At 65.4% G+C, this 19,084-nt stretch carries 27 protein-coding genes and 2 pseudogenes; 10 read left to right on the plus strand and 19 right to left on the minus strand.

What is annotated here, in order from left to right:
- The first annotated feature begins 112 nt into the window (after nt 1-112).
- From CCS01_RS12055 to arsH, 9 genes are all read left to right on the plus strand, one after another.
- Nucleotides 113-610, plus strand: coding sequence for an ABC transporter permease (locus tag CCS01_RS12055; RefSeq protein ID WP_104519071.1), 498 nt, complete (start codon nt 113-115; stop codon nt 608-610).
- A gap of 169 nt (nt 611-779) precedes the next feature.
- A complete protein-coding gene (locus tag CCS01_RS12060) occupies nt 780-1,358 on the plus strand; it encodes a TMEM175 family protein (protein WP_104519072.1) in 579 nt (192 codons plus the stop codon).
- A gap of 109 nt (nt 1,359-1,467) precedes the next feature.
- Nucleotides 1,468-1,878, plus strand: a complete 411-nt coding sequence (locus tag CCS01_RS12065; protein WP_104519073.1) for an OsmC family protein — start codon at nt 1,468-1,470, stop codon at nt 1,876-1,878.
- Between the two features lie 136 nt (nt 1,879-2,014).
- Nucleotides 2,015-3,202 carry a thiolase family protein gene (locus CCS01_RS12070; RefSeq protein ID WP_104519074.1) on the plus strand — a complete coding sequence of 396 codons (1,188 nt, stop codon included), beginning with the start codon at nt 2,015-2,017 and terminating at the stop codon, nt 3,200-3,202.
- Nucleotides 3,203-3,310: 108 nt separating this feature from the next.
- On the plus strand, nt 3,311-3,667 hold the full coding sequence (locus tag CCS01_RS12075; RefSeq protein ID WP_104519075.1) for an ArsR/SmtB family transcription factor: 357 nt from the start codon (nt 3,311-3,313) through the stop codon (nt 3,665-3,667).
- Complete coding sequence (locus CCS01_RS12080; protein WP_456307600.1) at nt 3,654-4,190, plus strand: arsenate reductase ArsC; 537 nt, start codon at nt 3,654-3,656, stop codon at nt 4,188-4,190. Before CCS01_RS12075 ends, CCS01_RS12080 begins: the two co-directional genes overlap by 14 nt.
- A 52-nt stretch (nt 4,191-4,242) precedes the next feature.
- Nucleotides 4,243-5,319, plus strand: a complete 1,077-nt coding sequence (arsB, locus tag CCS01_RS12085) for an ACR3 family arsenite efflux transporter (protein WP_104519077.1) — start codon at nt 4,243-4,245, stop codon at nt 5,317-5,319.
- 4 nt (nt 5,320-5,323) lie between these two features.
- The gene (gene arsC, locus CCS01_RS12090) at nt 5,324-5,746 is read left to right on the plus strand and encodes an arsenate reductase (glutaredoxin) (RefSeq protein ID WP_104519078.1); all 423 of its coding nucleotides are present in this window, start codon (nt 5,324-5,326) and stop codon (nt 5,744-5,746) included.
- Nucleotides 5,739-6,461: an arsenical resistance protein ArsH gene (gene arsH / locus CCS01_RS12095; RefSeq protein ID WP_275112909.1), complete on the plus strand. Its 723-nt coding sequence runs from the start codon at nt 5,739-5,741 to the stop codon at nt 6,459-6,461. The genes arsC and arsH overlap by 8 nt, the downstream gene beginning before the upstream one ends.
- Nucleotides 6,462-6,707: 246 nt before the next feature.
- Here the strand turns inward: arsH and CCS01_RS12100 are convergent.
- The 12 genes and pseudogenes from CCS01_RS12100 to CCS01_RS12155 form a co-directional block, all read right to left on the minus strand.
- Nucleotides 6,708-7,283 (minus strand): annotated as a pseudogene (locus tag CCS01_RS12100) (IS110 family transposase); the annotation flags it as partial.
- Nucleotides 7,284-7,608: 325 nt separating this feature from the next.
- Nucleotides 7,609-8,325 (minus strand): lytic transglycosylase domain-containing protein, encoded by a 717-nt coding sequence (locus tag CCS01_RS12105; RefSeq protein ID WP_104519079.1) that lies wholly within the window; start codon nt 8,323-8,325, stop codon nt 7,609-7,611.
- Between the two features lie 4 nt (nt 8,326-8,329).
- On the minus strand, nt 8,330-8,665 hold the full coding sequence (locus CCS01_RS12110; protein ID WP_104519080.1) for a DUF736 domain-containing protein: 336 nt from the start codon (nt 8,663-8,665) through the stop codon (nt 8,330-8,332).
- A complete protein-coding gene (locus CCS01_RS12115; protein ID WP_104519081.1) occupies nt 8,634-9,245 on the minus strand; it encodes a S26 family signal peptidase in 612 nt (203 codons plus the stop codon). The genes CCS01_RS12110 and CCS01_RS12115 overlap by 32 nt, the downstream gene beginning before the upstream one ends.
- The gene (locus CCS01_RS12120; RefSeq protein ID WP_104519082.1) at nt 9,242-9,763 is read right to left on the minus strand and encodes a DUF2840 domain-containing protein; all 522 of its coding nucleotides are present in this window, start codon (nt 9,761-9,763) and stop codon (nt 9,242-9,244) included. The genes CCS01_RS12115 and CCS01_RS12120 overlap by 4 nt, the downstream gene beginning before the upstream one ends.
- The gene (locus CCS01_RS12125) at nt 9,760-10,014 is read right to left on the minus strand and encodes a hypothetical protein (protein ID WP_104519083.1); all 255 of its coding nucleotides are present in this window, start codon (nt 10,012-10,014) and stop codon (nt 9,760-9,762) included. The genes CCS01_RS12120 and CCS01_RS12125 overlap by 4 nt, the downstream gene beginning before the upstream one ends.
- Nucleotides 10,011-10,649, minus strand: a complete 639-nt coding sequence (gene parA / locus CCS01_RS12130; protein WP_104519084.1) for a ParA family partition ATPase — start codon at nt 10,647-10,649, stop codon at nt 10,011-10,013. Before parA ends, CCS01_RS12125 begins: the two co-directional genes overlap by 4 nt.
- Complete coding sequence (locus CCS01_RS12135) at nt 10,646-11,758, minus strand: replication initiator protein A (protein WP_104519096.1); 1,113 nt, start codon at nt 11,756-11,758, stop codon at nt 10,646-10,648. Before CCS01_RS12135 ends, parA begins: the two co-directional genes overlap by 4 nt.
- Nucleotides 11,759-11,771: 13 nt before the next feature.
- Nucleotides 11,772-12,023: a helix-turn-helix transcriptional regulator gene (locus CCS01_RS12140; RefSeq protein WP_104519085.1), complete on the minus strand. Its 252-nt coding sequence runs from the start codon at nt 12,021-12,023 to the stop codon at nt 11,772-11,774.
- Nucleotides 12,024-12,236: 213 nt separating this feature from the next.
- The gene (locus tag CCS01_RS12145; RefSeq protein WP_239992130.1) at nt 12,237-12,785 is read right to left on the minus strand and encodes a DUF2285 domain-containing protein; all 549 of its coding nucleotides are present in this window, start codon (nt 12,783-12,785) and stop codon (nt 12,237-12,239) included.
- Between the two features lie 28 nt (nt 12,786-12,813).
- Nucleotides 12,814-13,023: a transcriptional regulator domain-containing protein gene (locus tag CCS01_RS12150; RefSeq protein WP_104519087.1), complete on the minus strand. Its 210-nt coding sequence runs from the start codon at nt 13,021-13,023 to the stop codon at nt 12,814-12,816.
- A 126-nt stretch (nt 13,024-13,149) separates the two neighbouring features.
- On the minus strand, nt 13,150-13,413 hold the full coding sequence (locus CCS01_RS12155) for a DNA -binding domain-containing protein (RefSeq protein ID WP_104519088.1): 264 nt from the start codon (nt 13,411-13,413) through the stop codon (nt 13,150-13,152).
- A gap of 248 nt (nt 13,414-13,661) precedes the next feature.
- Between CCS01_RS12155 and CCS01_RS12160 the strand changes: the two genes are divergently transcribed.
- A complete protein-coding gene (locus CCS01_RS12160) occupies nt 13,662-13,895 on the plus strand; it encodes a helix-turn-helix domain-containing protein (protein WP_239992131.1) in 234 nt (77 codons plus the stop codon).
- A 172-nt stretch (nt 13,896-14,067) separates the two neighbouring features.
- Here the strand turns inward: CCS01_RS12160 and CCS01_RS12165 are convergent, their stop codons facing one another.
- The 7 genes and pseudogenes from CCS01_RS12165 to CCS01_RS12195 all read right to left on the minus strand — a co-directional run.
- A complete protein-coding gene (locus tag CCS01_RS12165) occupies nt 14,068-14,394 on the minus strand; it encodes a DUF736 domain-containing protein (RefSeq protein ID WP_104519090.1) in 327 nt (108 codons plus the stop codon).
- A 653-nt stretch (nt 14,395-15,047) separates the two neighbouring features.
- On the minus strand, nt 15,048-15,488 hold the full coding sequence (locus CCS01_RS12175; protein WP_104519091.1) for a hypothetical protein: 441 nt from the start codon (nt 15,486-15,488) through the stop codon (nt 15,048-15,050).
- Nucleotides 15,489-15,639: 151 nt separating this feature from the next.
- Nucleotides 15,640-15,804 carry a hypothetical protein gene (locus CCS01_RS34175; RefSeq protein ID WP_170114632.1) on the minus strand — a complete coding sequence of 55 codons (165 nt, stop codon included), beginning with the start codon at nt 15,802-15,804 and terminating at the stop codon, nt 15,640-15,642.
- Between the two features lie 250 nt (nt 15,805-16,054).
- A complete protein-coding gene (locus CCS01_RS12180; protein ID WP_104519092.1) occupies nt 16,055-16,477 on the minus strand; it encodes a type II toxin-antitoxin system VapC family toxin in 423 nt (140 codons plus the stop codon).
- Nucleotides 16,474-16,728, minus strand: a complete 255-nt coding sequence (locus tag CCS01_RS12185) for a FitA-like ribbon-helix-helix domain-containing protein (protein WP_104519093.1) — start codon at nt 16,726-16,728, stop codon at nt 16,474-16,476. Before CCS01_RS12185 ends, CCS01_RS12180 begins: the two co-directional genes overlap by 4 nt.
- A gap of 79 nt (nt 16,729-16,807) precedes the next feature.
- Nucleotides 16,808-17,743, minus strand: coding sequence for a DUF2493 domain-containing protein (locus tag CCS01_RS12190; RefSeq protein ID WP_104519097.1), 936 nt, complete (start codon nt 17,741-17,743; stop codon nt 16,808-16,810).
- A 320-nt stretch (nt 17,744-18,063) separates the two neighbouring features.
- Nucleotides 18,064-18,936, minus strand: a pseudogene (locus CCS01_RS12195) (DUF7146 domain-containing protein); the annotation flags it as partial.
- Between the last annotated feature and the right edge of the window lie 148 nt (nt 18,937-19,084).

Here is a 19,084-nt window from a genome sequence, read left to right on the forward strand (position 1 = left end):
CTGAACCGGCCACTTTAGTGGCCAACTGAACCCGGGACCGCGTTAGCGGTCCCGCTTGCCGCTTTGAGCGGCTCACACTCAACGGGCCGCGTCAGCGACCCGCCCGGCCGCTTTGAGCGGCCAACACTATAAAGCCCCCGGCTCTGCCGGGGGATATTTACTCGGAAAAAGTTTGCCGGGCCTGATCATCGGGGTGATCGAGGCGAGCGTCATCGTGCTGGCGACGGTCGCGTGGTTCCGCGTGCCGCTGCTTGGCGGCCTGCTGCCGCTCTATTTTGGCTTGCTGCTTTTCGTGACGGCGGTGACCGGAATCGGCCTGATGATCTCATCGCTCGCCCTCACGCAGCAGCAGGCGCTGCTCGGCGCCTTCCTGTTCATGGTGCCGTCCATCGTCCTGTCCGGCTTCGCCACCCCCATCGCCAACATGCCGGACGCCATCCAGAATCTTACTTTAATCAATCCGATGCGCTATTTTCTGGTTGTGGTCCGCGCCGTGTTTCTGGAAGGCGCGACCTTCGATCAGCTGGTCCCGCAATATTGGCCGATGGCTCTCATCGCGCTCACGACCCTGATCGCGGCAGGCTGGCTGTTCAGACGCCGCAGCTATTAGCATATTCCCAAAAAGTTGCAGACTTTTTGGACAAGAATATGCGTTGGAACAATTAGCTAGAGCATTTCTCCGATTCCGAAGGAATGGAAAATGCTCTAGCCGGACAGGGTTTCGCCGAGAGGTTGAGCCGGAGATATTTTCGTTTGCGCGCCAAAGGTGAATGTGAAGCATGAGCAGTTTTCTCGCCCACCGGATCGAGGTTCTGAGCGACACCATCTTCGGGGTTGCGATGACGACGCCTGTTTACAGCCTGTTGAGTTCCCGGTGGAACGCCACGCCGGCCAGTTTCGAGGTTGTCCTCAAGTCAATGTTTCATCCTGCGGTCGCCTTCGGCTGCAGTTTCCTTTTTTCCGGGGTCTTTTGGGTCAGCCATCATCGCCGGCTGGCTCTGACGGAGGCGCGGAGCCGGCGCTTTCTTTTCGTAAGCTTCGCCTTTCTGTTCCTTATCGTCCTCCTGCCGGCGCCGACGATTCTTTGGGGGCAGGACGGGGCGGAGCAATGGACGGCGGCGCTTTACAGCGGTCATCTGGCGGCGATCGCCTGTGTCAATGAAGGTCTCTGGATCTTCGCGATCCTGGCGGCGCGGTCGCGGCCGTGGCCGCTCGCCATCGGACCCGGAATTCTCGCGGTCGTTTTCCTCGTTGCAACGGTCGTCAGCATCGACCAGCCGCGCCTTGGTCCGCTGTTGTGGCTGGCGGCGATTCTGGCTCCGGTCGTCGACGCCCGCGTCACGAGACAAGATTTATGACGCCGGCTCCGTTCGCTTTTTCGACGAAAGCGGGGGCGTCCCTCCGTTCACGGCAGCGCGCCGTGACGCGCCGCGCCGAGGCAGGCCTGTCAGCAAAGGAGTGATGAGGATGCTGGAATATCGCGTCGTCGCCAGGCGGATCGACGCCCACGGCGGCATGGCCCGGTGCAAAGGCGCCAAGATCACGCTCGATACCGACGTGAATGGACGGGCCGACGCCTTCAACCCCGCGGAGCTGTTCCTCGCCGCGATCGCCGCCTGCATGCTCAAGGGAATTGAGCGCGTAACGCCGATGCTCAGGTTCAACCTGCGCGGCGTCGAGGTGAAACTGCACGGAATCCGGCAGGACAGTCCGCCGAAGATGGCCTCGGTCGACTACGAGCTGATTGTCGACACCGACGAGGACGACCGACGGCTCGACCTGCTTCACACCAACGTCCGTAAATTCGGCACAATCTTCAACACTGTATCGGCGGCGACGAGGCTCGAAGGCCGCATCGTGCGCGCCGCAAAAGGCTGAGGCCTGCCAACGAATGAACGGAGGTCATCAGCTGATTTGGCGGTTGAGCTTGCAGCCGATACGGCTGTGACATGACCTCGGTCGATGCGCTTTAAGATTTTGCGATCCAGAATTCACTGAAACGCGGAGGCGCCCAATGGCGAATATTGATGTTGTCCTTTGCTATCCTGTAAGGACTGCTATCGGCACTTATGGCGGAAGCCTGAAATCCACCCCAGCCACCGATCTCGGCGCGACGGTTGTCAAGGCGGCGCTCGATCGCTCGGGCCTTGATCCGTCGCTGGTTGGCGCGGTTGTGATGGGCAATGTTATTCAGGCGGGCGCCAAGATGAACCCGGCCAGACAGGCGGCCATTCATGGGGGCGCGCCGGTCGAAGCGCCGGCCATGACCGTCAACCGCGTTTGTGGCTCCGGCGCCCAGGCCATCGTCTCCGCCGCCCAGGAAATCTGGCTCGGGCATGGCGACGCCGCGATCGCCGGCGGCATGGAGAACATGGACATGGCGCCCTATCTGATGAGCGGCGGGCGCTGGGGCTATCGCATGGGCGACGCGCAGATTTACGACAGCATGTTGCGCGATGGACTCAATGACGCTTTCTCCGATCAGCATTCGGGTTGGCATACTGAGGACTTGGTCCAGAAATATCATGTCAGTCGCGCGGATCAGGATCGCTGGGCCGAACGGTCCCAAAAGAGGTTCTCGGCGGCCCAGGCGGCCGGGAAGTTCGAGGCGGAAATCACGCCTGTCGAAATCAGGGGCCGGAAGGGGGCCGAACTATTCGTCAAGGACGAACACAACCGCCCGGATACGACGCTCGAATCCTTGGCGAAGCTCCGCCCCGCCTTTCGCAAGGACGGAACGATTACCGCTGGCAACTCGCCGGGCCTCAACAGCGGCGCGGCGGCCATGATTGTCGCGGAAGCAAAATGGGCCGAGAAGAGAGGCCTCACGCCAGTGGCGCGACTCGTCTCTTATGGAATCGCGGCGGTGGAGCCGGGGATGTTCGGCATCGGACCCGTGCCCGCGGTCAAGCAAGCGCTGGCGCGCGCTGGCTGGTCGACGGGCGATGTCGAACGCATCGAGATCAATGAAGCATTTGCCGCGATCGCGATAGCGGTCTACCGCGAGCTGGGCCTTGCCGAGGACGTTGTGAACGTCGAAGGCGGGGCAATCGCGCACGGCCATCCGATTGGGGCGACCGGCGCCGTCCTGACGACCCGGCTCCTCCATTCGATGCAACGAGACGGGCTCAAGCGCGGCGTCGCGACTTTGTGCATAGGCGGCGGTCAGGGCATTGCGCTCGCTCTGGAGCGGATCACCTGATCAAACCGCGACGACAACGGCGACGCGCCGCTCACGCAAATGATCCTTTGGCCCATAGAACGGGGTCAGGCGTGTTGCGCTTCTCAATATTTCTGCTAATCTGGAAATATGGATGATTTGACGGCGCTACCCGTCCTCGCGGCGCTTTCTCAGGCCACCCGTCTGGAGACCTTCCGGCTGCTGGTCAGCCGGGAGCCTGATGGCGTTCCCGCCGGGGAACTGGCGCGCGAAATCGGCGTGCCGCAGAACACGCTCTCCACCCACCTCGCGATCCTCGCCAACGCCGGTCTGGTTCACGGCGCGCGCCATAGCCGGTCGATCATCTACCGCGCCGACGTCGAGTGTTTGCGTCAGCTCGTCCTGTTTCTCTTGAAAGACTGCTGCGGCGGCCGCCCCGAGCTTTGCGCGCCGCTGATCGCCGATCTTTCGCCGTGCTGTCCACCGGAGGCGCATGCCCATGACTGACTCTGTCTACAACGTCCTTTTCCTTTGCACCGGAAATTCGGCCCGCTCCATCATCGCCGAGAGCATCCTCAACAAGGACGGCCGCGGGCGTTTCCGAGCCTACTCCGCCGGCAGCCACCCGAAGGACGCCGTCAATCCTTTCGCCTTGAAGGTCCTGGACTCCTACGGCTATCCGACGCAGGGCGCGCGCTCCAAGGATTGGGACGAATTCGCGGCTCCCGGCGCCCCGGAAATGGATTTCGTTTTCACCGTCTGCGACAACGCCGCCGGCGAGATCTGCCCGCACTGGCCCGGCCAGCCGATGACGGCGCATTGGGGCATAGAAGACCCGGCTGCGGTCGAGGGGACCGACCTTGAGAAAGAGCGCGCCTTCGTCACAGCCCTGCGCTATCTCAAGAACCGCATCGCCGCCTTTACCGCCATTCCCATCGACCGGCTGGACAAGCTGAAGCTCGGTTCCCGCTTGGAGGAAATCGGCCGGATGGAAGGCGCGACCCACGACCGAGCCGAAATCCAATCCTGACTTTTCTCGTCTGCCGGCGACGCCAAAATCGCCGGCGCGCAGGAGCCCGATCATGTCCATTTTCGAACGATATCTGACCCTCTGGGTGGCGCTCTGCATCGTCGCGGGCGTCGTCCTCGGCCATTTCTTCCCGGCCGTCTTTCAGGGCGTGGGCGCAGCTGAAATCGCCAGGGTCAACCTGCCGGTGGCGGGGCTGATCTGGCTGATGATCATCCCGATGCTGGTGAAAATCGATTTCGCCGCGCTCGCGCAGGTCAGGGAGCATTGGCGCGGCATCGGCGTCACCTTGTTCATCAACTGGGCCATAAAACCCTTTTCCATGGCCTTGCTCGGCTGGCTGTTCATCGGCGGATTGTTTCGCGCTTATCTGCCCGCCGACCAGATCGACAGCTATATCGCCGGCCTGATCCTGCTCGCCGCCGCGCCCTGCACCGCCATGGTCTTCGTGTGGAGCAACCTTTCCAACGGCGAGCCGCATTTCACCTTGAGTCAGGTGGCGCTCAACGACCTGATCATGATCGTCGCCTTCGCGCCGATCGTCGGCCTGCTGCTTGGCCTGTCGGCCATCACCGTTCCGTGGGAGACCCTTTTCCTCTCGGTCGTGCTCTATATCGTGGTTCCAGTGATCATCGCGCAGGTTTTGCGCCGCTCTTTGCTGGCGCGCGGCGGCGAGCACGCCCTATTGGCCGCGTTGAAACATTTGCAGCCGCTGTCGCTCGTCGCGCTGCTGGCGACCCTGGTTCTGCTGTTCGGCTTTCAGGGCCAGCAGATCGTCGCCCAGCCGCTGATCATCGCGATGCTCGCGGTTCCGATCCTGATCCAGGTTTATTTCAACGCCGGTCTTGCTTATCTGCTCAACCGGGCGACCGGCGAGGCGCATTGCGTGGCGGGGCCCTCGGCGCTGATCGGCGCCAGCAATTTCTTCGAACTGGCGGTCGCCGCCGCGATCAGCCTGTTCGGCTTCCATTCCGGCGCGGCGCTGGCGACCGTGGTCGGGGTGCTGATCGAGGTTCCGGTGATGCTGTCGGTGGTCAAAATCGTCAATGCGACGCGCCCATGGTATGAGGCCGGCGCGGCCGTGCGCCGTCGCGATGCTTGTCAGCAAGTCAATGGAAAGGCCGCCGGCTGAAACCATGAACGTCGTGATCCATCATAACCCGAATTGCGGGACATCGCGCAACGTGCTGGCGCTCATCGAGGCCGCCGGCTACCGGCCGACGGTGATCGAATATCTCAATGTCGGCTGGACCAGGCCGCAATTGCTCGGCCTGTTCGCCGCCGCCGGTCTGACCGCGCGCGAGGCTTTGCGAACGACGAAATCGCCGGCGGAGCGGCTGGGCCTACTCGATCCTCTGGTTTCGGACGAAACTTTGCTCGACGCCATGGTCGAACATCCGGTTCTGGTCAACCGCCCCATCGTCTGCACACGCAGGGGCGTGAGGCTGTGCCGGCCCAGCGAGGCGGTTCTCGACCTGCTCGACCGCCTGCCGCCGGGACCCTTCGCCAAGGAAGACGGCCAGTTGCTGATCGACGCCGGGGGCCGCCGCGTTGGATAAGCCGATCGACTCGACGCCCAATCTCGACGACGCCTGTTTCCAGGCCATCGACGAACAACGGCTGTTCGTCCGGCCCCGGCAGAGCCACGCGCCGCGCATCCTGCTGCTCCATGGCTCGGTGCGGAAACGCGCGTTCAGCCGCCTGCTGAGCGAAGAGGCGGCGCGCATCCTGCGTCGCCTTGGCGCCGAAACGCGAAGCTTCAACCCGAGCGGCCTGCCCCTGCCGGACGATGCCGAACCCGATCATCCCAAGGTGGCCGAATTGCGCGACCTCGTGACATGGTCCGAGGGCATGGTCTGGTGCTCGCCCGAGCGGCACGGCGCCATGACCGCGATCATGAAGGCGCAGATCGACTGGATTCCGCTGACGCTCGGCGCGGCGCGTCCGACCCAGGGCAAGACGCTCGCCATCATGCAGGTCTGCGGCGGCTCGCAGAGCTTCAACGCCGTCAATCAGATGCGCGTCCTCGGCCGCTGGATGCGCCTCATCACCATCCCCAACCAGTCTTCGGTCGCCAAGGCCTTCATGGAATTCGACGACCACGACCGGATGAAGCCCTCGCCCTATTACGACCGCGTCGTCGATGTGATGGAAGAACTGGTCAAGTTCACCCTGCTCACGCGGGGCTGCGCCGATTACCTCGTCGACCGCTATTCCGAGCGCAAGGAAAGCGCCGAAGAACTGTCGAAACGCGTCAATCAGCGCTCGATCTGAGCCGCCCGCGTCGAACTCGAATAACGACATCGCCGCGCCTATGGCCTATGAGCGTCGGTTTCCTCATGCATTCTGAACATCCGCTGCACGGGAAATAGCCGTCGGCGGCGTGTTCAGGTCGTAGGACCGCACTGGGTCGGACTCGGTCCATCATCCGTTGAGAGCAGCAGTGGATGGACCTTAGATGCGGTGCTGTGCATCAGCGGAATTTCGCCGCCGGGTCGAAGCTTTGGGGATCGTCCACCGCCACATCGCCGCGCGCGCCGCCAGCATGCAGTCCATCAGCTCGGCGGTCAGCGCATCCTCGGCGCAGGCCTCGCGCACCGCCTGCTCGAAGCCGGCGCGGCCGACCTTGTGCAGCTTCACCCCGAAGCTCTTCAGAGAGTGCCGGATCGCGTTCTCCAGGTCGAGGAACTTGCGCTTCAGGTTGCGGCGGTGCGTCAGCAGCAGCTTCAGCCGGTAGGCGCCATCGGTCTTCACATGCGCCTGGCGGAACCAGCCGGTGCGCATCAGATGCGCCAGCCCGAGCGCGTCGGTGGCGTCGGTCTTGTTGCGCTGGGCCGACATCGCCGCGCGCACCTGGCGCGTCTCCAGGCAGACCGCGGGAACGCCCAGCGCCAGCAGCCCCGGATGCAGCCAGGGCGACAGCGCCCCGGCTTCGTGGCCGGCGCGTTTCAGCGTCCCGGCGAACGGCGCCAACGCCGTGGCGATGGCCTCCGGTTCGGTGGCCACGGAGCACTGCATCAGCACAGCACCCGCCTCATCGACGACGCACACCGCCGTCTCCTCGATCGACACGTCCAGTCCTGCAAAATGGGCCATCGCCGCCATCCTCCGTCGCTTCGGCGGCCGGGGATCGGCGCCGGTGACGGAAAGTTTGCCACCGTCCAACGGCCGTTTGCGGGTGGGTTTCGGGGGCGCCGGCGTGTCATGCCCGATTACACCGGCACTCTGCCGGTCGGTTCCTGCCCTTCTGCCCTGTTCGCCCCACCTTCTTCCCGGAAGCGCGCGCCGCTGCGCTTGCCTGCGAACTCGCATCCAGGGGCCTCAACGTATCCTCGGGAGGCTCCAGACACCGTCGCAACAGGAAGGAAAACGCAAGCCGACCGCGGCAACGCCTCGATGTGACCCCAAGGCATCGTCGCCATCATCGCTTCGGTCCCGCAGTGGAAACCGCGACGAACAGCCCGGCGGATTGCGGCGCCATGGCAGAGAGATCGTGTACGGCGCCGGCAGCCGGCGTGTCGCTCGGCGGCGGCTTGGCTGACGCGCGATCGGCAGGTTCAGCGCTGGCCGACCGCGTGATGAAGAGCGGAGCCTGCGTCCAGGATGAGGGATCGGCGGCCGCCAAGAGGACAGGCCCATCGATCTCGTCTCCCCCCACAACAGGGACGAGCGCCGCCACGTAGGCGACGGTTTCCGCCGGCAGTGGGCGGCGCCGGTCGCGATAGTCCTCGTATCGGCCAGGCCCCGCATTGTAGGCCGCAAGAAAGCCCGGCGATCCGTAGCGGTCGTGCATCTCGCGCAGATAGGCGGCGCCCGCGAAGATGTTGTCGTGCGGATCGAACGGGTCACGCCCGAAGCCGTAGCGGGCGCGTAGCGCCGCCCAGGTTTCGGGCATGATCTGCATCAGGCCCATCGCGCCCTTGGAGGAAACGGCGTGCCGGTCCCCACCGCTTTCGACGCGCATGACCGCGCGTATCCATGCCGTCGGAATGCCGAAGCGTCGCGCGGCCTCGGTGATGAACGCGGCGTAGGGAGCGGTCGCGGCCTGCACCGCCGGCGACAGCGCCTGTGCGTAGACGGAGCCGGTCGGCAGGCCGAGCGCCATCACGCCAGCGAGCAAAAGACCCGCGCGCCGCATGCGCTCACTCCCGCTCGCCGCGCTTGGGCGGGCGGTTCCAGTTCAGCACCCAGGTCGCGTGGTCGTCGGTTGAGCGGAACAGATTGGCGCGGATCGGCTGGATCAGCGTTGGATCGTCGATGAGCAGCGACACGTATTCGCCAGCCTTCTCGCCGGTGCGTTTCCAGCCCGCGCCGATCTCGGGGCCTTCGCCGTCGCCGAGGTGGACGCGATAGTCGGGCGCATTCTCGACATCGGAGGATTCGGCCGGAACGAGGGAGAGATCGTGGGTGAAGGAGAGCGTCTGGATGCGTCCGGTGAAGCCGGATTTATCGCGCGTGAACTGACCGATCTGCGCCATGGGAACCTCCTCGGTTGGCGGGTTGGAAAGCGGGTCGATCGGCGACGGCGCGCCAGACGAAGCGGCCGTCGCCGGCCTCGTCGGTCCACAGCGGGACCGCGCGCGCGATGATCGACGTGATCGGGAATGGGCCGAAATAGCGACCGTCGAGACTGTCCGGGACGGTCGCATTCATCAGGAAGATTTCGCCCGGCGTGAGCGTATGGCAGCCGCTCCAGCGCGGCAGCGGGCGACCGAGATGGTCGCGGTTGTGCGCCATGCCGACCTCGATCTGATCGATGGTGATCGCGTCGCCAGCGCGGCACACGGTCTGTCCGGCGACCGCCATGACATGCTTCAGAAGAGGCACGCCCTTAGGCAGAAATCCGCCATTGGCGAGGTAGCTGGCGATCGGTGCTGGCGGTCGCACCGCGACCAATTCCCGGACGTGCAGCCGTCCGATGGGCTGCAACGCGTAGAGCCCGGTCGGCGTGCTTGCCGTGGCGTTCCAGATCAGCCGGGGCGCGGGGTGGAAGAACGCCAGAGCGCCCACGCCTGCCATGGCCACGAATGTCGTCATGACGTAGCCAAAGCGGGTCATAGCATGACACTCCGCCGCTTGCGCCAGGCGGCGTGCTGCTCGCGCGTGTAGGCGCGGGGTTCGTGGTCAGCCGCGAGACGGTTGTGGAGGTGACGCCAGTATTCTGGTGCGGCGTCGGCCGCATCGATGCCCAGCGCCTCGACAGCGTCGATCGCCCGCAGCACGCGTTCGACCTTGGGCCAGCCTTTGACCCGCAGCAGGATCTCACCGCCGGGGCGCACGAAGGGCAGCGTCTGGAAGCGCGCGCCTGGCTCGACGGCGCGCACGATATCCATGCGCGAGACGATGGTGCCGTAGTCGTTCGACGCCCATCGGACGAATGCGAAAGCGCTTCCGGGCATGAAGCTGGAGATGCTGCGACGCCGATCGAGGATCTTCTCTTCAGCGCGGCGGCCGAAGCGCAACCAGTGCTCGATCTTCTTCTCGATCCAGGTCAGTTCGACATGCGTGAGCGCGACTGTCCGCCGATCCGATTGCGGCGTCGGACGCAGCGGAAATGGCGGGTGGTTGCCATTCATGGCGACGCCCCGGAGTCGTCAGGGAATTCGCGCGCCAGGAGGTCGCGGAGCATATCGGCGACGGTGATGCCGCGGCGGAAAGCGGCGACCTTGATGCGGCCGCGCAGCGCCGGTGTGACGTCGATCGTCAGCCGTGCGGTGAAAGCAGCAGCCTCGTCGGTGCGGCGGGATGGCGCATCGTTGGCCTTGATCCAGCTCTCGGCGTCGCCGGGCCGTGCCGCGAAGCCGCGTCGATTGGAGCGCTCGGTCACGTTGCGATCCTCCCGATCTCGGCGGCGAGTGCCGCGATCTCGAGGGCGGCGGCGCCGTGCTCAGCGAGCTCGAAGACCAAGCGCCCGGATTGCGCGGCATCCGCAAACGCGACGCGCTGGCCGATGGTGCTGGCGAGCACCGGCGGATCGTGATCCGCCAGAGTTTCCGCCGTCTCGCGCGCGATGACGGTGCGCGCGCCACAGCGGTTCAGCACAAACCGCGCGGCAAGCTGGGGGCGGTAGATGCGCGCCTCGCGAAGAAGACCTAGCATTTCGGCCGACGCCCAGCCGTCGAGCGGCGACGGCTGCACGGGGATCAGCACCAGGTCGGCGGCCAGCAGGGCCGAGCGCATAAGTCCCGCGACACGCGGTGGGCCATCGATGACGACATGATCCACGGCGCCGGCGAGGTCTGGCGCTTCGCGATGGAGCGTATCGCGCGCCAGGCCGACGACCCCGAATAGCCGAGCCACATTCTCCCGCGCCCGTTGCTGCGACCAGTCGAGCGCCGAGCCTTGCGGATCGGCGTCGATCAAGGTCACGCGCTGGCCGCGCCGCGCCCATTCTCCGGCGAGATGCAGAGCAAGCGTGGTTTTGCCGACGCCGCCTTTCTGGTTGAGCAAGGCGACGATCATCTTCCCCCTCCCGGCCTTTGGCCGAAGGGCAGCGACGGTTGCTGGGCCGAATGCTCGGAGGTCTGCGCTGGAGCGGCCGGGTTATCCGCAGATCGGCCGGGCCAACAAGAAAAGCTAGATTCTGAGTTAGACTCTAAGTTAAGGGCTGGAATCGCGGTTTCGGGCCAAAGGCTTAGCTGCGATTTGCGCGCCTGAAGTCCCGATACCCCCGCGCCCGAAGTCCCGATGATCGGCGCGCCCGAAGTCCCGAGCGCTTCCACACGTTTATCCACAGGAGGTGGGGATAAGTCGGCTGGCAGGATGCGCATTAGTTCACCGCGGTCGCCGCGCTCGATGTGCAGGCGATAGCCGGGCAGTGACTGGCGGGAGACGATGCGACGGAGGTCGAGGGCGAAATCACGCGGCCGGGCGAGGCTGCCGGATTTTTCGTGCAGATGCGCGAGCTCGAACAGCCAGCCGCCCGGCTGGCGCCCGGCGTGCTTGCGGGCGACGCGATAGAGCCAGCGCTCGATCCCTCCGGTGAGGCGGAAGTAGGCCGGGTCGATGGCGAGGACGAGGGAGCGATCGATGACGCCGCGGTAGAACCAGTCGGGGAGCACGAACTCCATGCCCTCGACGCGGCCGTCGTGCGTCGCGCATTCCTCCCACTCGTTGATCCAGGAGAACTGGTGACGGCGCCAGTGCTCGCCGTTGCGGATGGTCGTGCGGATGACCGTCGACTGGAGCCGGGCGAGCGCGCCTTTGAGCAGCTTATAGTCGCGGGCGCCGGTCTGGCGGCCGATCGCGGTCAGAAGCTGATAGGGCGTAAAGCGTAGGAATCGCGACGTCTTGAGGCCCAGGTTCTCGGCCTCGACGATCTGGCTGGCCGCCCAGATCAACACGTCGGCGTCCCAAATGGTCGCCATGCCGTGCTCGGCCACGGCATAGACTTCGACGCGGATGTCGCCGGCCTGGTAGAGGATCGGCGCGGTCCGCCGGGTTTTGGCGAGCGAGAAAAACGGCCGCTCCATCAGGTCGCGCTGATCGCGCGGGCTGGCGTCGCCGGTGGCGACGACGAACGGGTCGAGCTTGCTTCGTTCGCTGGCGGTGATGAGACGGCGCGACGACATCGAGGGCAGCGCCTCAGCGATGGCCAAGACCGGCGGCGCGCGCCTCGACATATCGCGGGTCGGAGGTCGAGCGGCAGGCGGCCTGATCGGCCCAGGCTTGGAGATCGTCGATGGCATAGACGACGCGGCCGCCGAGCTTACGAAAGGTCGGGCCGTTTCCGTGGCAGCGGTATTTCTCCAGCGTCCGCGGCGAGATCCCAAGGATGCGTGCCGCCTCGGGTGTCCTGAGATAGCGTGTCGCGAGCTGTGCGGACCTGTCGAGCATGGGGACCCTCCGTCTTGCCTCGAAGAACCGCGGCCAAGTCGCGGCATGTCGGGGTTACCGTGGCGGAGGGTTCAGGCGTTGGGGGTGGACGAAGATTTTCGCGAGGGTCTGTCCCCCGTTCAGGCGGACACGCGCACGTCCGTCGCCCGCGAAAGGTTCGAGGCGCGAAGCGATGTTTTGACCGATCCTCGTCCGGGCCGGTTGGCCTCCGGCTCAACCGCCGCGCAGGAACTTGAGATAGCCGCGTTCAACGAGGCAAATCGCGTCGTGGATCAGGCGGTTGGCCGCGCGTCGAGAATGAGAATCCTTCCACTCCACCGAAGGCAGTCCGGCTTGTCCCGAACGCAGAACCGTCTCGGCGACGTCGCGCGGGCTGCCTCCGGTTTCGTGGATGTCGTAGGCTTGGAGGAGCTGAATGAGCCGGCGCTTGCGCAACACGGTCAATCTGAGCGCCTGGGGGAGAAGGCCGATGGTCTGGCCGCGCAGGCGGCGGACGAAGCGCGAGGCGACATCCAGTCGGAGGTCGATCGCCGTGGCGCCGATGGGCAGAATGATCGTAGGGCGTGATACGGCTCTGTCGTTGCATAATCGGATATGCAGTTCGCCGGTTCCGTCGGCGACAACGACCTCCCGGCCGTCATCGTCAATGCGATCCCCGATCACCGATCCGAGCTGCGCCGGGTCGAGAGACAGGGGATCGAAGCCTGGCGGGGCGGCGTCGAGGATCAGGGTGCCGGGGGAGAGTTCCGGCAGCCAGGACACGGGTCCGGTCCCGACCGGGGCATAGGGGTCAGGCGCGAAAGCGTAACCCCCATCGCCGAGCGAGGCCGGAGCGAGCGGTCTGCGCATCGACGTGCAAGCGCGCGATCTGGCGCTGCGTGTGGGCGTAGTCGCGACGATAGTCGGCGTTGCGACGCAAGAACTCGACGGCGAAGCCGGGGCGGCCGAGGCGACCCAGTTGGTCGATCGTCTCCGGCGAGCGCCAATACTGCGTGGGCATGGCGTTTCCTCTCGTCCTGGCCCCCTGTTAGGGGGAGCCTCAGACGATCCTGAAAGGCGCGCACTGCGCTAGACCCCATGGTTGCATCGCGCGTGACGCCCTATTGGGCGGCTGGCGTGGGCTGAATCACGGAGATCGCGGCGCCAGCAGGTGACGGTATCCGGATTTTGTCATCCAGTGCGCCCGCGCCAGGTGGCTGTCATGGACGAGTCTCGCCCGATCGGGTTCGCGTTGGGGATCGAGCCCGAAGATCACCTGCACGACCTCGCGCCAATCGGCCCCCTCCTCCTCGGCCATCAAAAGCCGCAGATAGATGGCCAGATGCCGTTCATCATAGGCGCTGATGCGGTCGGAGGGTGGCGGCCGGTCATCGAATGACGTCTCGGTCATTGCGATCCTTCCGTGTCGAGATGAGAGCCAAGCGGTAAGTATTCATTTACGGCAAATTTTTGCAAAAATTGCCTCCGATTGGATCGATACCGCGATGCGCGCGGCGCATCACGTCTGGCAAGGCGGTGGTCGATGTGTGCTCCGGTAGGGGGAGATGCTCCAAATAACCCGGGACGATTCGGCATTATCGTTCCTGGAACGATGATTCCTATCTCTGCTCCATCCTCGCCATGGATCTCAAGGAGGTCATGGCGATCAATCTGCGTCGGTTGCGTCATGCGAAGGGGATGACGCAGGAAGAGTTGGCCGAACGGGCGGGGTTGAGCGCCCGGTATATCGGAGCGATTGAACGCGCGCGTGTCTCGGCGAGTGTCACCGTGCTGGGACAAGTCGCTGATGCGCTTGAGATCGAGGCGGGCGATCTGGTGCGGAGGACGCGGCCGACCGGCCAGACGACGCGGTCGGCCGAGCCCCAGCGATAGCGTGCTCCCCGTCCAGGTCGCGAACCAATCGCACAGGATCGGGAGCGCAAATCGGAGCGACCTTCGCAATGCCCCCCTTCCGGGTATCGATCGGGATGGCATCGGGCCGGGATGCTTCGCAAGAACCCAGCGATACCCCGCCCGGTTCCGACCGGGCGGGGCTTGGGCTGGGTCAGTCGGCGCGGCGGCCGTTGGGGCGGGACCAGATCAGGCTGTAGCCCTCGCCGTCCTCGTCGTCGAACAGGTTGGCGAAGATCGGGGCGGTGAAGCTCGGATCGTCCAGCTTCAGGCTCAGATAGTCGCGGCCCTCGTTGGAGCGCTTGGACCAGGCGGCGCCGATCTCGACGCGGCCGCAGTAGACCCGGTGGCTGGGGCTGTTTTCGCCGGAGCGGTTGGCTTCGGGAGCGATGCGGACATTCTTGGCCTGGACCGAGAGGGTGACGATCTGCCCGGTGAATTCGTTCGCGCCGGTCTTCTTGAAGGTGCCGATGGTCGCCATGGTGGTTCTCCTTGATCTGACGTTTTCGAGCCCGCACCATTGCGGCCTCGATGGTGATCGAAGGGCCGGAGGCGATCGACGGCGCACCCCTGCCCGGGGTCCCCATCGCGCCTGCGCGACGGGGTGGGCGACGGGGCTGAAGCGCCAGCGGAAGATGGCGGCCAGGCGACTTTGTTGTCTCGCGAGGAATGGCGGCGCAGCCGACAGGGGAAGAAAGTCGATCGGCGCCATTGCGCCATAGGTGGTCGAGGCTTCAGCCGGCCTTCGGCCAGATCCATCCATCGAAGAGGCCGTGAGGTGCGCTCGATGCAGAACGCAGACCGATCGAGGAGAACGTGGCGACGGTCGAGAAACCTCGAAAAGCCGGTGATGGATTTCGGGGCAGGCGCGATACCTCTGGCCCGCCGATAGACCGCATCTCGCTCGCACAGCCGAGGCGCTTGAGCGAAGGGCCTCCATGCAAGGGTCTCGCGAGGACCGCGTTGCACGCGTCTCCACTGGGTCCGGCAGCGCGCCGGGGCGCGTCACGATGCGCGAAGAGACGATCTACGGCGGCGTCGCCGCCCTAATCGACGTTCCCGACTTTCGACGGAGCCGGCGTCTTGGGGCCGCCGCCTGATCCTGCCGCCCCTATCGTCCGCGGCTGACTGGGCTCAGCCCCGCGCCATCCCCCGTTGGGTCGGTTCGGGCGGGGTCATGCCGGTGAACCGAACGAATGCGGTAACGCTGACGGCGATGGCTCCGATCACCGAGAAGACCATCTGCCATATGGGCGACGGCATCGCCATCTGAGCGATACCGTGCGTAGCGCTATAGCCGGCGACGGTGGCCGGCGCGATGAAAAGCAGGATGATCAGTAGCCGAAGCCAAACCCAGGGCACGAACGCCATGGCGAGCTGTCCGACGCCGAAAGTGGCGCCCGCGGCGAGGACGCCCACGATGATGCCGCCGAGCGCGCCAGCGCCGGTATGGAAGGCCCATATGCCGACCATGAAGCCGACGAAGGCCGGCAACGCGAAGACGGCGAGCGTGAACAGCAGCCAGCAGATGAAGCCGATGGCGAGGACGACGAGCAGAGGTCCGAGCACGATCATGGTGGCAGACTCCGTGAGATGACGATCAAACGGTTGCGCCTTCCACCACCACCACGGCGCGGATCGGAGTATAGGCGAAGATGAGGTTGGGCGGGAGCGGAAATCCGGTTCGATGACTGCTCCGCGCGCCTCACGGTATGGCGCCGCTTGCTCATTCGAAGGGGTCGAATTCGTGGACGACGTCGGCGGGGTCGCCGTCGTATTCCGACGAAGGCATGACGCCGTAGCCCTCAGAACCGGCTGTGAAGATGACGACGCAGACCATGAGGGATTTGGCGAGGCTCCAGCCGTTGGCGAAAGCGAGCGATTGAGACATCGATCCGGCTCCTGCTTTGCGGCGGGGCCGATCCCCGCGCGACAGGCGCCCGATGTGTCCGGCCAGGGGCCGCGATCACCGCGCGGTCAAGGACAAGCGGCGGCACGCAAGGCGTAGCCGACCCTTCACGGGTTGATGGCCTCAGGCCCGTGGGCGGACCAAGGATCAGCGCATCAGGAAGCGGGGATGAACCGTGCTGGAGCAGGTAACCGGATTGCCAAGCGTCGGCCCGGCTTTCGCGGGCCGCAGCTCAGGGTGTGGTTCCCCAAGGGTCGATCACCGCAAGGCCGGCGGCGATGAAGGCGCTCGTGTCGCGAGACGCGACCGCGAAATCATGCGCCGCAGCGATGGCGGCGATATAGCCGTCGGGCGTTGGGAAGCCCCTGCCGGCCGCGCGTGCCCTGACGGCGAGTTCGGCGTAGCGGCGCGCCGCGCGGGCATCGAATGGCAGGATACGGTCGGCAAACAGTTCCAGCACGCCGTCCAACGCGGCGGTCAGCTTGTCCTTCCGCCGGCCGTTGGGCAGCGCGCCGATGCCGAACATCAGGTCGGCGATGGTTACGCTGGACAAGTAAAGCGTCTCCGCCGCCTGCGCGTCGAGCCATGCACGGACCGCCGCCGCCGGCTCGGGCTTCATCGCCTCGGAGACGACATTCGTGTCGAGCAGGATCATTCGAAGCGCAGCGGCTCGGCGGGCCGGGTGTCGCGGGCCTGTTCGAGGGCTTCGACATCGGCGTTGGTCAGCCCGATCTTCCGGCTCATCTCCGCCAGCGTGGAACCGAGGCGTAGTCGGCCTTCTGGCCGCGCGGCGGCTTCCAGGATGGCGCGCATCTCGGCTTCCGTGCTGCGATTGTGCTGCGCCGCCCGGACTTTGAGGGCGCGGTGCGTCTCATCGGACAGGTTGCGGATGGTGACGGCGGGCATGATGGCATACTCCCGTTCGCGATGGCGCTGATAGCAATATGGACGATTGCTATCAGGCGTCAAGGGTGACAGGCGGTGCTCACCCGCCGCCCTTGCCGAACTTCCAGACCGGAATGCCGAGCTTCCTGGCTTTGTCGGCGAGGTTGTCCTGAATGCCGGTCCCCGGGAAGTGCAGCACCCCGATCGGTAAAGCGTCCAGCATCGCGTCGTTGCGTTTGAACGGCGCCGCCTTGGCGTGCTTCGTCCAGTCGGGCTTGAAGCCGATCTGCGGCACCTTACGGTTGTAGGCCCATTTGGCGGCGATCAGCTCGGCGCCCTTCGGCGAACCGCCGTGCAGAAGCACCATGTCCGGGTGCTTAGCGTGGGTCTGATCGAGCTTGGCCCAGATCAGGCGGTGATCGTTGAAATCGAGGCCGCCGGTGACGGCCACCTTCGGCCCGGCCGGCAACAGCACCTCCCGGTCTGCGCGCTTCTTGGCGGCGAGAAAGTCGCGGCTGTCGATCATCGCGGCAGTGAGATGGCGATGGTTGACCTTCGATCCGCTGCGCGGCCGCCAGGCCGAGTGCGTGTGCCGCTCGAACTGCTCGGCGGCCTGGTCGCGCATCAGCTCGAAGACGTTGCGACGCTCGATCAGCGTCTGCCCCTCCGATGTCAGCCGTTCGAGTTCGACGGATTTGACCTCGCTGCCGTCCTGTTCCCGCTGCGCGCGTTGCTGCGCCATCTCGTTGTCGTCGAGTTCGCGCTCAATCCGGTCGATGGCGCGGTGGAACACATTCACCGTCGACCAGAGCAGATCCTCGAGGTCGGGTTCGAGGCGCGTCTCAGCGAGCGCCACCAGGAGAGCGTCGAAGATGTCGGCGACGCTGCCTGCGAGAATATGCGGTTCGGGAAGAGGCCGTGGGTCGGGTTCATCGTGGAAGGGTCGGTAGCCGTAGAGCTGGAGTTCCTGGAGGACGCGGTCGGTGGGGGATCCGTTGTGGCGGGGCTCGAACTCTTCGTCGTGGTCGATGGACATCGTGGCTTTCCTCGTCGGATCGGCCGCGCCCATCGCGGCCTTCATGGCGACGAAGGCGCCGGGCGGGGCGGACTTGCACCCGCAGCGAAGCGAAGGGCCAAAGCGGTAGCGGAGGATGGCGAAGGCCGGCGATTTTGTTTCGCGATGGAAAGGCGCGCAGCGCCGCCGGAAAATCGTCGGCCGCAGCCATTGCTGGGCCGCCTCGCTTGGCGCCCGATCGCCCTCTCCGGAAGGCCGTGGGCGTGGTCCTCTCCGCGGCACGAGGAAAGCCCCTGGCCATTCGCCGTCGAAGACAGCCCCACACGCCATCCCCGTTCCGGCTACGCCGCCAGCTCCATGAAACGGGCGACGTCCTGCGCCGCGATCTGCCCTCGGATCGCCGCCCGTAGTGCATCGATCCCGAGCAGTCTCAGGTCTTCGTTGAAGTCGCTCATCTCGGGGGAGAGGACCAGCGCCTCGATCCCGGCAGACGCTGCCCGGTCGAGGAGCATCGCCACCGCGCTATCGCCTGCCGGATCGTTGTCACGGGCGACATAGAGGCGCCGCAGTCTGTCGGGGAACAGGATGGCAGATAGGTGCGCCGCCGAAAGTGCCGCGACCATCGGCATGTTTGGCAATACGCATCGCAGCGACAGCATCGTCTCGATGCCTTCGCCGGCGGCGAGGACCTCGCTCGCGATGCCGAAGCGCACCGCATGGCCAAGCAGATTGCCCATTGCCCGTCTCGGCGTGTCGATCGGCGCCTTGCCGAGCGTCGCCTCTTTGAAGCCGTCAGGGTCGAGCCAGGTGCGATGGGCGCCGGTCAGGTGACCCGAGAGATCGGTGATGGCGGCGATCATCGCGGGCCACGTCTCGGTCGGGCTGTGCTCGTTCGGCCGGTAGTAGCAGCGTGGATGGAAGCGCAGACTGTCGGTCCCGTGCAAAGCCGTAATGCCGCGTTGGCGCAAATACGCTTCCACGGCAGTGCGCTTGATCGGTTGCGACATTGCGAACAACCGGCGCGCCGCCTCAGACGAACCGGCCGGCGCATCAAGCCTCGCTGAAGCGCCGTTCGGCCGCCGCGATGGTTCAGCAGGTTGCGGAAGGCTCAGGAAGCTGCGGGCTTCATCAGCAACGTCCTTGAAGTCGGTCAGGCCGCGGCTCTCGCGGATGATGTCGAGCAGATCGCCATGCTCGCCGGTGGCGGCGTCGGTCTTATGTTCAACTGAACATAAGACCGATTATGTTGCGCCGCGTGTTATGTTGCGGCCCCGCGCTGGGCGGCGATGTTGCGAGGGATCGGCAGCTTCTCCGCAACATAACCTCAGCCCATCGGGAAGGGTCGCGTGATGCCCCGCGACG

The sequence above is a fragment of the Rhodopila globiformis genome, assembly GCF_002937115.1.
Lineage (GTDB): Bacteria > Pseudomonadota > Alphaproteobacteria > Acetobacterales > Acetobacteraceae > Rhodopila > Rhodopila globiformis.

Coding starts and splice junctions, on each gene's coding strand:
- CCS01_RS12060 (WP_104519072.1), top strand. CDS start 780: ATGAGCAGTTTTCTCGCCCACCGGATCGAGGTTCTGAGCGACACCATC.
- CCS01_RS12065 (WP_104519073.1), top strand. CDS start 1,468: ATGCTGGAATATCGCGTCGTCGCCAGGCGGATCGACGCCCACGGCGGC.
- CCS01_RS12070 (WP_104519074.1), top strand. CDS start 2,015: ATGGCGAATATTGATGTTGTCCTTTGCTATCCTGTAAGGACTGCTATC.
- CCS01_RS12075 (WP_104519075.1), top strand. CDS start 3,311: ATGGATGATTTGACGGCGCTACCCGTCCTCGCGGCGCTTTCTCAGGCC.
- CCS01_RS12080 (WP_456307600.1), top strand. CDS start 3,654: ATGCCCATGACTGACTCTGTCTACAACGTCCTTTTCCTTTGCACCGGA.
- arsB (WP_104519077.1), top strand. CDS start 4,243: ATGTCCATTTTCGAACGATATCTGACCCTCTGGGTGGCGCTCTGCATC.
- arsC (WP_104519078.1), top strand. CDS start 5,324: ATGAACGTCGTGATCCATCATAACCCGAATTGCGGGACATCGCGCAAC.
- CCS01_RS12105 (WP_104519079.1), bottom strand. CDS start 8,325: ATGCGGCGCGCGGGTCTTTTGCTCGCTGGCGTGATGGCGCTCGGCCTG.
- CCS01_RS12110 (WP_104519080.1), bottom strand. CDS start 8,665: ATGGCGCAGATCGGTCAGTTCACGCGCGATAAATCCGGCTTCACCGGA.
- CCS01_RS12115 (WP_104519081.1), bottom strand. CDS start 9,245: ATGACCCGCTTTGGCTACGTCATGACGACATTCGTGGCCATGGCAGGC.
- CCS01_RS12120 (WP_104519082.1), bottom strand. CDS start 9,763: ATGAATGGCAACCACCCGCCATTTCCGCTGCGTCCGACGCCGCAATCG.
- parA (WP_104519084.1), bottom strand. CDS start 10,649: ATGATCGTCGCCTTGCTCAACCAGAAAGGCGGCGTCGGCAAAACCACG.
- CCS01_RS12135 (WP_104519096.1), bottom strand. CDS start 11,758: ATGTCGTCGCGCCGTCTCATCACCGCCAGCGAACGAAGCAAGCTCGAC.
- CCS01_RS12140 (WP_104519085.1), bottom strand. CDS start 12,023: ATGCTCGACAGGTCCGCACAGCTCGCGACACGCTATCTCAGGACACCC.
- CCS01_RS12150 (WP_104519087.1), bottom strand. CDS start 13,023: ATGCCCACGCAGTATTGGCGCTCGCCGGAGACGATCGACCAACTGGGT.
- CCS01_RS12155 (WP_104519088.1), bottom strand. CDS start 13,413: ATGACCGAGACGTCATTCGATGACCGGCCGCCACCCTCCGACCGCATC.
- CCS01_RS12160 (WP_239992131.1), top strand. CDS start 13,662: ATGGCGATCAATCTGCGTCGGTTGCGTCATGCGAAGGGGATGACGCAG.
- CCS01_RS12165 (WP_104519090.1), bottom strand. CDS start 14,394: ATGGCGACCATCGGCACCTTCAAGAAGACCGGCGCGAACGAATTCACC.
- CCS01_RS12175 (WP_104519091.1), bottom strand. CDS start 15,488: ATGATCGTGCTCGGACCTCTGCTCGTCGTCCTCGCCATCGGCTTCATC.
- CCS01_RS34175 (WP_170114632.1), bottom strand. CDS start 15,804: ATGTCTCAATCGCTCGCTTTCGCCAACGGCTGGAGCCTCGCCAAATCC.
- CCS01_RS12180 (WP_104519092.1), bottom strand. CDS start 16,477: ATGATCCTGCTCGACACGAATGTCGTCTCCGAGGCGATGAAGCCCGAG.
- CCS01_RS12185 (WP_104519093.1), bottom strand. CDS start 16,728: ATGCCCGCCGTCACCATCCGCAACCTGTCCGATGAGACGCACCGCGCC.
- CCS01_RS12190 (WP_104519097.1), bottom strand. CDS start 17,743: ATGTCCATCGACCACGACGAAGAGTTCGAGCCCCGCCACAACGGATCC.